Raw genomic sequence first — 12,176 nt, 5'->3', positions numbered from 1 at the left:
GCTGCCTCTCAACGCGTCGCTTCGCTGAGGCGTAGCGCGACGCTTTTCTCTTTGATGGGTAAATTGACCAGCGCGGCGAGCAGCGCCAGCGCGATATCCAGATACCATACCCAATCAAGATTGCCGTTGCGCGCCATCGCCAGGCCGCCGAGACAGGCGCCAAAGAAAGCGCCAATCTGGTGGCTGAACAACGTGAAGCCAAACAGCGTGGCCAGGTAGCGGGTGCCGAACAGCTTGCCGACAATACCGGCCGTCGGCGGCACGGTGGCGAGCCAGGTAAAGCCGATGGCGGCAGCGAAGAGATAGAAATCGAGTTCGCTTTTGTCGGAAGCCAGGAACAGGCCAATCAGCACCGCCCGTGAGGCATAGAGCACGGCAAGGATATATTTCATGCGATAGCGTTTGCCGAGCAAGCCGGCGAAGATGCTGCCTGCGATATTGCATAAGCCTATCAGCGACAGGCTGGCGGCGGAAACCGAGGCTTCGTGACCGCATAACGTGACCTCACCCGGCAGGTGGGTAGTTAAAAAGGCGACATGGAAACCGCAGGTAAGAAAGCCGATATGTAATAACAGGTAGCTGGGATTGCGGAACGCGGCATGGATCTGCTGCTTCAGTCCCGGTTCGGCTTCAGCGTGGGCTCTGGGCACCGGTTTCTGCACGCCATCGCGGCACAGCAGCCAGGCGGGGAAGAGGGTCGCCAGCGCGGCGACGGCGAGAAAAATTAACCCCGAAGCCATACCGCGCAGGCTGACAATGAGCTGTACCAGCGGGGCAAAAATAAACTGCCCCAGCGAGCCCCCGGCGTTAATCAGGCCGCTGGCCATCGATCCTTTATCCGCAGGCAGGCGGCCGGCAACGATGCCAATCAGTACGGAAAAACTGCCTGCCGCCGCCCCCGCCGGACTGAGCAGCCCCTGCGCCAGAGTGAGTGAGGAGAAGGAGGTCGCCCACAGCGTCAGCAGTTGTCCAAACGCTATCAGCAGCGCGCCGATGATCAACACCCCCAGCGCGCCGCGTTTATCGGCCCAGGCGCCGAACAGCGGCTGAAATGCTCCCCACATCAATTGGCCGATCGCCAGCGCCATGCTGACTTCAGCGATATTCATTGTCGTTTCGCCCAGCAGGGGGTGGACAAACAGACCGACGGTCTGGCGGATCCCCATCGTGATGAGCAAGATCAGACTGGCAAGCACAATGGGCAGCCACGGACGGGCAGCAGGTTTTGGCGCGAGTGAGTCCACGGGCCTTATCTATCAGTAGAGAAGAAGTAAAATGAGATTACTGGCTGGCGTGAAAAAAAGCTATGCCGACGACGGGGGCCAGAGCGGGGAGCTCAGGCCCGGGAGAATGCCGTGCTAATACAATAACGGGTTACACCCTTCGCGACGTAGCATCTGGCATAGCGCAATCAGCGGCAGGCCCACCAACGCGTTGGGATCGCGGCCTTCCAGTCGGTCGAATAACGTAATGCCCAACCCTTCGCTCTTAAAACTCCCGGCGCAGTGCAGCGGGTTTTCTTTGCGCACGTAGGCCTCTATTTCCTGCTCGCTTAAATGACGGAAATGCACGTCGAAGGGTTCGCATTCGGTTTGTAAATGCCTGTTTACGGAATTATAGAGCGCCAGTCCGGTGTAAAACGTGACAATCGTGCCGCTGGCCTTTCGTAATTGCAGCCGGGCATTTTCTTCTGTCAACGGCTTACCGGTTATTTCGCCATCAAGAACGCAAACCTGATCGGAGCCAATAATTAAATGATGAGGGTAGATTCCGGCGAGGATTTGCGCCTTCGCCTGCGCCAGGCGTACCACCAGCTGACGGGCAGATTCGCCGGGGTGGGGTGTTTCATCCACATCAGGCGCTGCGCATTCAAAAGGCATGGCCAGTTTTTCCAGCAGTATTCGCCGCCAGGGCGATGTAGACGCCAGGATAAGATCAGACATATTTTTTCATCCACATATAGCGCTTCGAAGAGCATCATTTTAAACTATGGGCCGCAATGTGTGCGAATAAATGGCGAAAGGCAACCTGAGGCTGCCTTTTTCTTTGACTCTATGACATTACAAAGTTAATATGCGCGCCCTATGCAAAAGGTAAAATTACCCCTGACTCTCGATCCGGTCCGCACGGCTCAAAAACGCCTCGATTACGAAGGTATTTATGCCCGTGAACAGGTTGAACGTGTAGCCGATTCTGTAGTCAGCGTGGACAGTGATGTGGAATGCAGCATGTCGTTCGCTATTGATAATCAGCGCCTTGCCGTTATTACCGGCGATGCAAAGGTATCAGTAACCCTCGAATGTCAGCGTTGCGGGAAACCGTTCCCCCATCATGTTCACACCACGTATTGTTTTAGCCCCGTCAGAAATGACGAACAGGCCGAAGCACTACCGGAAGCGTATGAGCCGATTGAGGTTAACGAATTCGGTGAAATCGACCTGCAGGCGCTGGTTGAGGATGAAATCATTCTCGCCCTGCCTGTAGTTCCGGTGCATGATTCTGAACACTGTGAAGTGTCCGACGCGGACATGGTCTTTGGTGAACTGCCTGAAGAGGCACAAAAACCAAACCCATTTGCCGTATTAGCCAGCTTAAAGCATAAGTAATTGAGGAGTAAGGTCCATGGCCGTACAACAGAATAAACCAACCCGTTCCAAACGTGGCATGCGTCGTTCCCATGACGCTCTGACCGCAGTCACCAGCCTGTCTGTAGACAAAACTTCTGGTGAGAAACACCTGCGTCACCACATCACTGCCGACGGTTTCTACCGCGGTCGCAAGGTTATCGCTAAGTAATCACGCACTACTCCATGGATTCCACGTGGCAAGAAGGCGCAAGCGAGAGAATCACCAGCAGCATAGCTATCACTATGCGACTGGGGTGAACAAGCGCAGTCAACATACTTGCCGCGTGAAAGACAAAGAGTAAAAGCGTGATGAAGCTTAGCGAGGATTTCCCCAGGTAACTGGGGAATAACCAAAGCGAGCAGCGACGATACCTTGACACGTCTAACCCTGGCGTTAGATGTCATGGGGGGCGATTTTGGCCCATCCGTGACAGTGCCTGCAGCACTGCAGGCACTGAACTCTAATTCGCAACTCACACTTCTTTTAGTCGGCGATCCCGACACCATCACGCCATTACTTGCCAAAGCTGATTTCGAACAACGTTCGCGTCTGCAGGTTATTCCTGCGCAGTCAGTTATTGCTAGTGATGCGCGGCCCTCGCAGGCGATCCGCAGCAGCCGCGGAAGCTCAATGCGCGTGGCGCTGGAGTTAGTGAAAGAGGGGCGGGCGCAAGCCTGCGTCAGCGCGGGGAATACCGGCGCGCTGATGGGACTGGCGAAATTGTTGCTCAAGCCCATTGAGGAGATTGAGCGTCCGGCGCTGGTGACGGTACTTCCGCATCAGCAGAAGGGCAAAACGGTGGTACTTGATTTAGGCGCCAACGTCGACTGCGATAGCACGATGCTGGTGCAGTTCGCGGTGATGGGAGCGGTACTGGCGGAAGAGGTGCTCGGGATTGAGAATCCTCGCGTCGCGCTGCTGAATATCGGCGAAGAAGAAATGAAAGGCCTCAGCAGCATTCGCGATGCCGCCGCGGTTTTGAAAACGCTGCCGTCCCTTAACTATATAGGCTATCTTGAAGCCAACGAATTATTGACGGGCAAAACCGATGTGCTGGTTTGTGATGGATTCACGGGCAACGTCACATTAAAAACTATGGAAGGTGTTGTCAGAATGTTCCTTTCGCTGCTGAAATCACAGGGTGAGGGCAAAAAACGGTCGTGGTGGCTGCTGTTATTGAAGCGTTGGTTACAAAAAAGCCTCGCCAGGCGATTCAGTCACCTCAACCCCGACCAGTATAATGGCGCCTGTCTGTTAGGATTGCGCGGTTCCGTGATTAAGAGTCACGGTGCTGCCAATCAGCGCGCCTTCAGCGTGGCGATAGAGCAGGCAGTGCAGGCGGTGCAGCGGCAGATTCCTCAGCGGATCGCCGCTCGCCTGGAATCTTTATACCCAGCAGGTTTCGAACTGCCCGCGGGCGACAGAAACGGGAACTCCCGAGCGCAAACCGGGACGAACGAAGAAGAGTGACGCCCCGGCGGTTCCAACAGGCGGGTATATTACCCAAGAGTGACTGAGCGTACATGTATACGAAGATTATTGGTACCGGCAGTTATCTGCCTGAACACGTGCGTACTAACGCCGATCTGGAAAAAATGGTAGATACGTCTGACGAGTGGATTGTCACTCGTACGGGTATCCGTGAGCGTCGTATTGCGGCACCGAATGAAACCGTTGCGACGATGGGGGTTGCCGCGGCAAAAAACGCGCTGGATATGGCGGGTGTTAAACCGGAGCAAATTGGTCTGATTATCGTTGCGACCACCTCGGGTACTCACGCGTTTCCAAGTTCGGCTTGTCAGATTCAGTCTATGCTGGGTATCAATGGCTGCCCGGCTTTTGACGTGGCCGCTGCGTGCGCGGGGTTCACTTACGCACTGAGCATCGCCGACCAATATGTGAAGAACGGCGCGGTAGACTACGCGCTGGTGATTGGCGCTGACGTGCTGGCGCGTACCTGCGATCCGACCGATCGCGGCACGATCATTATTTTTGGCGATGGCGCGGGGGCCGTCGTGCTCGGGGCTTCTGAAGAACCGGGGATTATCTCTACACATCTGCACGCGGATGGCCGCTATGGCGAGCTGTTAACGCTGCCGAACGCCGATCGCGTCGAACCGGAAAACCCGATCTATCTGACGATGGCGGGCAATGAAGTGTTTAAAGTTGCCGTGACCGAGCTGGCGCATATTGTCGATGAGACGCTGGCGGCGAATAATCTGGAGCGCAGCGCGCTGGATTGGCTGGTGCCGCATCAGGCTAACCTGCGCATCATCAGCGCGACGGCGAAGAAACTGGGGATGTCGATGGATAATGTGGTCGTGACGCTTGACCGTCACGGTAACACTTCCGCCGCCTCCGTCCCTTGTGCGCTGGATGAAGCGGTGCGCGATGGCCGCATCCAGCGTGGTCAGCTGATTCTGCTGGAAGCCTTTGGTGGCGGTTTCACCTGGGGTTCCGCGCTGGTTCGTTTTTAGGATAAGGATTTAAACATGACGCAATTTGCTTTTGTGTTCCCGGGACAGGGTTCTCAGGCGGTGGGGATGTTGTCTGATATGGCAGCGGCTTATCCGGTTATCGAAGAGACTTTCCGTGAAGCCTCCGCGGCGTTGGGTTACGATCTGTGGGCGCTTGCCCAGCAGGGCCCGGCGGAAGAACTGAATAAAACCTGGCAGACTCAGCCTGCGCTGCTGACCGCTTCCGTGGCGCTGTATCGCGTCTGGCAGCAGCAGGGCGGGAAAGCGCCTGCGCTGCTGGCAGGCCATAGCCTGGGGGAATACTCCGCGCTGGTTTGTGCCGGAGTGATTGATTTCGCCGACGCCGTGCGTCTGGTTGAAATGCGTGGCAAATTTATGCAGGAAGCGGTGCCGGAAGGTACCGGCGCCATGTCGGCAATTATCGGCCTTGACGATGCGTCTATTGCTAAAGCCTGTGAGGAGTCCGCTGAAGGTCAGGTGGTTTCTCCGGTTAACTTTAACTCTCCGGGCCAGGTGGTGATCGCCGGTAACAAAGAAGCCGTTGAACGTGCGGGGGCCGCCTGTAAAGCCGCTGGCGCCAAACGTGCGCTGCCGCTGCCGGTTAGCGTCCCGTCCCACTGCGCGCTGATGAAGCCGGCGGCGGAGAAACTGGCTGTTGAACTGCAGAAAATCACCTTTAACGCGCCGACGATTTCGGTGGTGAACAACGTTGATGTGCAATGTGAAACGGCGCCAGACGCCATTCGCGACGCGCTGATTCGCCAGCTGTACAGCCCGGTTCAGTGGACCAAAACCGTTGAGTTCATGGCTGCCCAGGGCGTAGAGCACCTGTATGAAGTGGGACCGGGTAAAGTCCTCACCGGTCTGACTAAACGTATTGTTGACACCCTGACCGCTTCTGCGCTTAACGAGCCTGCAGCGCTGTCTGCGGCGCTTGAGCAATAAAAGAGGAATACCATGAGTTTTGAAGGAAAAATCGCGCTGGTTACCGGTGCAAGTCGCGGTATCGGCCGTGCCATCGCTGAAACACTCGTCGCCCGTGGCGCGAAAGTTATCGGTACTGCCACCAGCGAGAGCGGTGCGCAGGCGATTAGCGATTATTTAGGTGCCAATGGTAAAGGTCTGCTGTTGAATGTGACCGATCCAGCATCTATCGAATCTGTTCTGGGAAATATTCGCGCAGAGTTTGGTGAAGTTGATATCCTGGTTAATAATGCCGGTATTACTCGTGATAACCTGTTAATGCGAATGAAAGATGATGAGTGGAACGATATTATCGAAACCAACCTGTCATCAGTTTTCCGTCTGTCAAAAGCAGTAATGCGCGCTATGATGAAAAAGCGTCACGGTCGCATTATTACTATCGGTTCTGTGGTCGGTACCATGGGAAATGCTGGTCAGGCCAACTACGCTGCGGCGAAAGCGGGTCTGATCGGTTTTAGTAAGTCGCTGGCACGTGAAGTCGCGTCCCGCGGTATTACCGTAAACGTTGTTGCTCCGGGCTTTATTGAAACGGACATGACGCGTGCGCTGTCTGAAGATCAGCGTGCGGGTATTCTGGCGCAAGTTCCAGCGGGTCGCCTCGGCGATGCAAAAGAAATCGCCAGTGCGGTTGCGTTCTTAGCTTCTGACGAAGCAGGTTACATCTCTGGTGAAACCCTGCACGTCAACGGCGGAATGTATATGGTCTGACCGAGATTTGCGCAAAACGCTCAGGAACCGCGCAGTCTGTGCGATCCTGAATACGGTTTTGTGCAAAATGATTTGCGTTCTGAGGCCAAACGGCCTCAAAATAGCGTAAAATCGTGGTAAGACCTGCCGGGATTTAGTTGCAAATTTTTCAACATTTTATACACTACGAAAACCATCGCGAAAGCGAGTTTTGATAGGAAATTTAAGAGTATGAGCACTATCGAAGAACGCGTTAAGAAAATTATCGGCGAACAGCTGGGCGTTAAGCAGGAAGAAGTCACCAACAATGCTTCCTTCGTTGAAGACCTGGGCGCTGATTCTCTTGACACCGTTGAGCTGGTAATGGCTCTGGAAGAAGAGTTTGATACTGAGATTCCGGACGAAGAAGCTGAGAAAATCACCACTGTTCAGGCTGCCATTGATTACATCAACGGTCACCAGGCGTAAGTGAACATCTCCAGGCGGTCATTCGACCGCCTGAGTTTTATCTTTTTTTGTCCCACAAGAATCTATTTTCCCTCCCTGGAGGACAACCGTGTCTAAGCGTCGTGTAGTTGTGACCGGACTGGGCATGTTGTCTCCTGTCGGCAATACCGTAGAGTCTACCTGGAAAGCTCTCCTTGCCGGTCAGAGTGGCATCAGCCTGATCGACCATTTCGATACTAGCGCCTATGCAACAAAATTTGCTGGCTTAGTAAAGGATTTTAACTGTGATGACATCATCTCGCGTAAAGAACAGCGCAAGATGGATGCCTTCATTCAATATGGAATTGTCGCTGGCGTTCAGGCCATGCAGGATTCTGGTCTTGAAGTAACGGAAGAGAACGCAACCCGCATCGGCGCCGCTATTGGTTCCGGTATTGGCGGGCTCGGCCTGATCGAGGAAAACCACAGTTCGTTAACGAACGGCGGACCTCGTAAGATTAGCCCGTTCTTTGTACCGTCTACAATTGTTAACATGGTGGCCGGGCATCTGACCATCATGTTTGGTCTGCGTGGACCGAGCATTTCCATCGCGACCGCTTGTACTTCTGGCGTACACAATATTGGTCAGGCTGCGCGTATGATTGCGTATGGCGATGCTGACGCAATGGTGGCCGGCGGTGCGGAAAAGGCCAGTACCCCGCTTGGCGTGGGCGGTTTTGGCGCAGCGCGCGCGCTGTCTACCCGCAACGACAATCCACATGCGGCAAGTCGTCCGTGGGATAAAGATCGCGACGGCTTTGTGCTGGGCGATGGCGCGGGTATGGTGGTGCTGGAAGAGTACGAGCACGCCAAAAAACGCGGCGCGAAAATCTACGCGGAAATCGTCGGCTTTGGTATGAGCAGCGATGCTTATCATATGACGTCTCCTCCGGAGAATGGCGCAGGCGCGGCCCTGGCGATGGTTAACGCCATTCGCGACGCCGGGATTGAACCAGGACAGATCGCTTACGTCAATGCCCACGGCACTTCGACGCCGGCAGGTGATAAAGCAGAAGCGCAGGCCGTTAAGTCTGTCTTCGGCGATGCCGCCCGTCGTGTGATGGTCAGTTCGACCAAATCAATGACCGGGCACCTGCTGGGCGCCGCCGGGGCGGTAGAGTCTATCTACTCCATCCTGGCGCTGCGCGATGGCGTGGTTCCGCCAACCATCAACCTGGATAATCCGGATGAAGGTTGTGACCTCGACTTCGTGCCGCACGAAGCGCGTCAGGTCTCCGGTATGGAGTACACCTTGTGTAACTCCTTCGGCTTTGGCGGCACCAACGGTTCGCTGATCTTTAAAAGGGTCTAAGCGCGTCAAGCTCGTTACAACGTCATGACTCAGGCCTGCATAAAATGCGGGCCTTCTTTTTTCTTCAGCTTTCTCTGCTTGTCCTGCGTATTTCATCCTGAGACACTGACGGGCCACCGATAAGGAGCCACTATGTTCTTGATTAATGGCATTGAACAGGACACCCTGGCCGCTAACGACCGGGCCATCCAGTTTGGGGATGGGTGCTTTACCACCGCACGCGTTGCGGGGCGTAAAGTACAGATGTTGCCAGCCCACCTTCGCCGTTTGCAGCAGGCCTGCGAAAAACTGATGATTCCCTACACCCGCTGGCAAACGCTGGAGGAGGAAATGCGCCGCCTGGCGCGAGCGCATGACGACGGCGTGCTTAAAGTCATTCTGACGCGCGGCGCAGGCGGACGCGGCTATAGCGGCGCGGCGTGCCAGGCTCCCACGCGGATCCTCAGCGTTTCACCTCTTCCGGCGCATTATTCCCGCTGGCGCGAAGAGGGGATTACGCTGACGCTCAGTCCGCTACGGCTGGGGCGTAATCCGGCTCTGGCAGGGCTGAAGCACCTGAACCGGCTGGAACAGGTGCTGATTCGGTCTCATCTTGAGCAGACGGATGCCGATGAGGCGCTGGTTCTTGACAGCGACGGGTGGCTTACGGAATGCTGTGCCGCGAATCTGTTCTGGCGCAAAGGAATGACGGTGTTTACGCCGCGTCTCGATCAGGCCGGAGTGAACGGTATTATGCGCCAGCATTGTCTTGCGCAGCTGGCACCATCGCCATTTCGCGTTGTCGAAGTCACAACCGGTTGTGCTGCGTTGCGTGATGCCGATGAAGTGCTGATTTGCAACGCGCTGATGCCGCTGGTGCCGGTTCGCAGCTGGGACGACACCTGTTGGTCCTCGCGAGAGCTTTATCATTTTTTAGCCCCACTGTGTGAGCTGTCTGGTTAGTCATGAAGAAAATGTTACGTTTTATCCTGCTGGTGTTAGTGGTGCTGGGCATTGCTGCAGGCGCGGGCATGTGGAAAGTTCGTCAGCTTGCCGACAGCAAGCTGCTGATTAAAGAAGAGACGATCTTTACGCTGGAAGCTGGTACCGGGCGTCTGGCCCTCGGTGAGCAGCTGTATGCCGACAAGGCGATCAACCGTCCGCGCGTCTTCCAGTGGCTGCTGCGCCTGGAACCGGAATTATCCCACTTTAAAGCCGGTACTTACCGTTTCAGCCCGCAAATGACGGTACGCGAGATGCTGCTGCTGCTGGGCAGCGGCAAAGAGGCCCAGTTCCCGCTGCGTTTTGTCGAAGGAATGCGGGTGAGTGACTACCTGCGCCAGCTGCGCGACGCCCCGTACGTCAAGCATACGCTGGCGGACGATCGCTACGAGACGGTGGCGAAGGCCCTTGATCTTGAACATGCTGACTGGGTGGAAGGATGGTTCTGGCCGGATACCTGGATGTATACCGCGAATACCAGCGATGTGGCGATCCTCAAACGCGCGTATCAGAAAATGGTCACGGAAGTCGGGAAAGCCTGGGAAGGGCGGATGGATAATCTGCCGTATAAGGATCAGAACCAGCTGCTGACCATGGCGTCGATCATTGAAAAAGAGACGGCGGTGCCCGAGGAGCGCGATCGCGTTGCGTCGGTGTTTATCAACCGCCTGCGGATCGGCATGCGTCTGCAAACTGACCCGACCGTGATTTACGGTATGGGGGAGAGCTATAATGGCAAGCTGACGCGTAAAGATCTTGAGACCCCGACGCCGTACAATACCTATGCGATCGGCGGCTTGCCGCCGGGGCCTATCGCCGTGCCGGGGGAGGCGTCGCTGAACGCCGCCGCACACCCGGCGAAGTCGGCTTATCTCTATTTTGTTGCCGATGGCAAAGGTGGGCATACCTTTAACACCAATCTGGCCAGCCATAACCGCTCGGTGCAGGATTATCTGAAAGTACTTAAGGAAAAAAATGCGCAGTAACTATATTGTTATCGAAGGCCTGGAGGGCGCAGGGAAGACCACCGCCCGCAACCTGGTGGTGGAGGCGCTGGAACAGTCAGGGGTCAGCGATCTGGTGTTTACCCGAGAGCCGGGCGGTACCATCCTTGCCGAGAAGCTGCGCAGTCTGGTGCTGGATATCCAGTCCACCGGGGATGAAGTCATTAACGACAAAGCCGAAGTGCTGATGTTTTACGCCGCCCGGGTCCAGCTGGTGGAGACGGTGATTAAGCCAGCGCTGGCTCGCGGGCAGTGGGTCATCGGCGATCGCCACGATCTGTCGACCCAGGCCTATCAGGGCGGCGGGCGCGGTATCGACCAGACCATGCTGGCTACGCTGCGCGATGCGGTATTAGGCGATTTTCGCCCGAACCTGACGCTGTATCTGGATGTGACGCCGGAGGTGGGCCTCAAGCGCGCGCGGGCGCGGGGCGATCTCGATCGTATCGAGCAAGAGTCGCTGGACTTCTTCAATCGGACCCGTGCCCGCTATCTTGAGCTGGCGGCGCAGGATCCGACTATTCATACCATCGATGCGACACAATCGCTGGAGGCCGTGGCGAACGCTATTCGTACGGTCGTCAGCCGGTGGGTCGCGGAGCAACGCGCATGAAATGGTACCCGTGGTTACGCCCGTCATTTGAACAATTAGTCGCCGGCTATCAGGCTGGACGGGGTCACCATGCGTTACTGCTTCAGGCATTGCCGGGGATGGGGGGGGGCGCGTTGATCTATGCCCTGTGCCGCTATCTGATGTGCCGGCAGCCGGAAGGGCATAAAAGCTGTGGCCATTGCCACAGCTGCCAGCTGATGCAGGCCGGTAGCCACCCCGATTACTACACCCTGGCGCCGGAAAAAGGCAAAAGCGCGCTCGGGATTGACGCCGTGCGCGACGTTAACGAAAAGCTCTACGAGCGCTCCCGCCTTGGCGGCGCCAAGGTGGTGTGGATCGGTGATGCCGCGCTGCTGACGGATGCGGCGGCGAACGCCTTATTAAAGACCCTCGAAGAGCCCCCGGAAAACACCTGGTTTTTCCTCGCCTGTCAGGAACCGGCTCGCCTGCTGGCAACGCTGCGTAGCCGCTGTCGCCTCTATCACCTGGCACCGCCGTCAGAATCCTACGGGCTGGCATGGCTGGAGCGGGAAGTGACGATGCCGCAGGATGCGCTGCTGGCGGCGCTACGCTTAAGCGCCAACGCACCTGCTGCGGCGCTGGATCTGCTGCAGGAGAGCCACTGGGCTCCCCGGCAGCAGCTTATCCAGACGCTGGCAAACGTCCTGACCCGCGGCGACTGGCTGGCGCTATTACCGATTCTGAATCATGAACAGGCGGCGGTTCGTTTGCACTGGCTGGCCTCGCTGCTGCTGGATGCTCAAAAACGGCAGCAGGGGATCACTCTGGTGAGTAACCCTGACGCCTGGACGCTGGTCAATCAACTGGCCCAGGCGCTGCCTGTTGCTCGTTTGCAGACCATTGCCCGCGACGTCAGCGCCTGCCGCGACAGTCTGCTGAACGTCGTTGGCGTCAATCGCGAACTGCTGTTAACCGAGCGCCTCCTGCGCTGGGAACATTACCTGCAACCTGGGGCGGTACTTCCCGTATCCCACCTCTGAGCG

The 12,176-nt window shown here is 56.5% G+C and carries 14 protein-coding genes; 12 read left to right on the top strand and 2 right to left on the bottom strand.

The window, feature by feature from the left end:
* Positions 1–8: 8 nt before the first annotated feature.
* Both EDF73_RS05570 and EDF73_RS05565 read right to left on the bottom strand, forming a co-directional pair.
* A complete protein-coding gene (locus EDF73_RS05570; RefSeq protein WP_207896591.1) occupies positions 9–1,244 on the bottom strand; it encodes an MFS transporter in 1,236 nt (411 codons plus the stop codon).
* Between the two features lie 114 nt (positions 1,245–1,358).
* On the bottom strand, positions 1,359–1,943 hold the full coding sequence (locus EDF73_RS05565) for a nucleoside triphosphate pyrophosphatase (RefSeq protein WP_132726871.1): 585 nt from the start codon (positions 1,941–1,943) through the stop codon (positions 1,359–1,361).
* Positions 1,944–2,084: 141 nt separating this feature from the next.
* Here EDF73_RS05565 and yceD point away from each other — a divergent pair, with 141 nt between their 5' ends.
* The 12 genes from yceD (at position 2,085) to holB (ending at position 12,173) form a co-directional block, all read left to right on the top strand.
* Complete coding sequence (yceD, locus tag EDF73_RS05560; protein ID WP_132726868.1) at positions 2,085–2,606, top strand: 23S rRNA accumulation protein YceD; 522 nt, start codon at positions 2,085–2,087, stop codon at positions 2,604–2,606.
* Positions 2,607–2,622: 16 nt separating this feature from the next.
* A complete protein-coding gene (gene rpmF, locus EDF73_RS05555) occupies positions 2,623–2,796 on the top strand; it encodes a 50S ribosomal protein L32 (RefSeq protein WP_000290724.1) in 174 nt (57 codons plus the stop codon).
* Positions 2,797–3,000: 204 nt separating this feature from the next.
* Complete coding sequence (gene plsX, locus EDF73_RS05550) at positions 3,001–4,098, top strand: phosphate acyltransferase PlsX (protein ID WP_132726865.1); 1,098 nt, start codon at positions 3,001–3,003, stop codon at positions 4,096–4,098.
* 53 nt (positions 4,099–4,151) lie between these two features.
* Complete coding sequence (locus EDF73_RS05545) at positions 4,152–5,105, top strand: beta-ketoacyl-ACP synthase III (RefSeq protein WP_132726862.1); 954 nt, start codon at positions 4,152–4,154, stop codon at positions 5,103–5,105.
* A gap of 15 nt (positions 5,106–5,120) precedes the next feature.
* Entirely contained in the window at positions 5,121–6,050 is a 930-nt protein-coding gene (gene fabD / locus EDF73_RS05540) for an ACP S-malonyltransferase (protein ID WP_132726859.1), read from the top strand.
* 12 nt (positions 6,051–6,062) lie between these two features.
* Positions 6,063–6,797, top strand: a complete 735-nt coding sequence (gene fabG / locus EDF73_RS05535; RefSeq protein ID WP_132726856.1) for a 3-oxoacyl-ACP reductase FabG — start codon at positions 6,063–6,065, stop codon at positions 6,795–6,797.
* 210 nt (positions 6,798–7,007) lie between these two features.
* Positions 7,008–7,244, top strand: a complete 237-nt coding sequence (gene acpP, locus EDF73_RS05530) for an acyl carrier protein (RefSeq protein ID WP_000103754.1) — start codon at positions 7,008–7,010, stop codon at positions 7,242–7,244.
* Between the two features lie 88 nt (positions 7,245–7,332).
* Complete coding sequence (gene fabF, locus EDF73_RS05525) at positions 7,333–8,574, top strand: beta-ketoacyl-ACP synthase II (RefSeq protein WP_132726854.1); 1,242 nt, start codon at positions 7,333–7,335, stop codon at positions 8,572–8,574.
* A gap of 132 nt (positions 8,575–8,706) precedes the next feature.
* Positions 8,707–9,516: an aminodeoxychorismate lyase gene (gene pabC, locus EDF73_RS05520; RefSeq protein ID WP_132726851.1), complete on the top strand. Its 810-nt coding sequence runs from the start codon at positions 8,707–8,709 to the stop codon at positions 9,514–9,516.
* 2 nt (positions 9,517–9,518) lie between these two features.
* A complete protein-coding gene (gene yceG, locus EDF73_RS05515) occupies positions 9,519–10,541 on the top strand; it encodes a cell division protein YceG (protein ID WP_132726848.1) in 1,023 nt (340 codons plus the stop codon).
* A complete protein-coding gene (tmk, locus tag EDF73_RS05510; protein ID WP_132726845.1) occupies positions 10,531–11,172 on the top strand; it encodes a dTMP kinase in 642 nt (213 codons plus the stop codon). Before yceG ends, tmk begins: the two co-directional genes overlap by 11 nt.
* Entirely contained in the window at positions 11,169–12,173 is a 1,005-nt protein-coding gene (gene holB / locus EDF73_RS05505) for a DNA polymerase III subunit delta' (RefSeq protein ID WP_132726842.1), read from the top strand. The genes tmk and holB overlap by 4 nt, the downstream gene beginning before the upstream one ends.
* The last annotated feature ends 3 nt before the right edge of the window (positions 12,174–12,176 follow it).

It is taken from the genome of Klebsiella sp. BIGb0138 (assembly GCF_004342285.1).
Lineage (GTDB): Bacteria > Pseudomonadota > Gammaproteobacteria > Enterobacterales > Enterobacteriaceae > Klebsiella.
The sequence above is the reverse complement of the archived record's forward strand: the minus strand, read 5'-3'. Positions and strand labels throughout refer to the sequence as shown.

Bases quoted from the DNA above. Each gene is read 5' to 3' on its own strand.
- EDF73_RS05565 (WP_132726871.1), bottom strand. From the start codon at position 1,943: ATGTCTGATCTTATCCTGGCGTCTACATCGCCCTGGCGGCGAATACTG.
- yceD (WP_132726868.1), top strand. From the start codon at position 2,085: ATGCAAAAGGTAAAATTACCCCTGACTCTCGATCCGGTCCGCACGGCT.
- rpmF (WP_000290724.1), top strand. From the start codon at position 2,623: ATGGCCGTACAACAGAATAAACCAACCCGTTCCAAACGTGGCATGCGT.
- EDF73_RS05545 (WP_132726862.1), top strand. From the start codon at position 4,152: ATGTATACGAAGATTATTGGTACCGGCAGTTATCTGCCTGAACACGTG.
- fabD (WP_132726859.1), top strand. From the start codon at position 5,121: ATGACGCAATTTGCTTTTGTGTTCCCGGGACAGGGTTCTCAGGCGGTG.
- fabG (WP_132726856.1), top strand. From the start codon at position 6,063: ATGAGTTTTGAAGGAAAAATCGCGCTGGTTACCGGTGCAAGTCGCGGT.
- acpP (WP_000103754.1), top strand. From the start codon at position 7,008: ATGAGCACTATCGAAGAACGCGTTAAGAAAATTATCGGCGAACAGCTG.
- pabC (WP_132726851.1), top strand. From the start codon at position 8,707: ATGTTCTTGATTAATGGCATTGAACAGGACACCCTGGCCGCTAACGAC.
- yceG (WP_132726848.1), top strand. From the start codon at position 9,519: ATGAAGAAAATGTTACGTTTTATCCTGCTGGTGTTAGTGGTGCTGGGC.
- tmk (WP_132726845.1), top strand. From the start codon at position 10,531: ATGCGCAGTAACTATATTGTTATCGAAGGCCTGGAGGGCGCAGGGAAG.
- holB (WP_132726842.1), top strand. From the start codon at position 11,169: ATGAAATGGTACCCGTGGTTACGCCCGTCATTTGAACAATTAGTCGCC.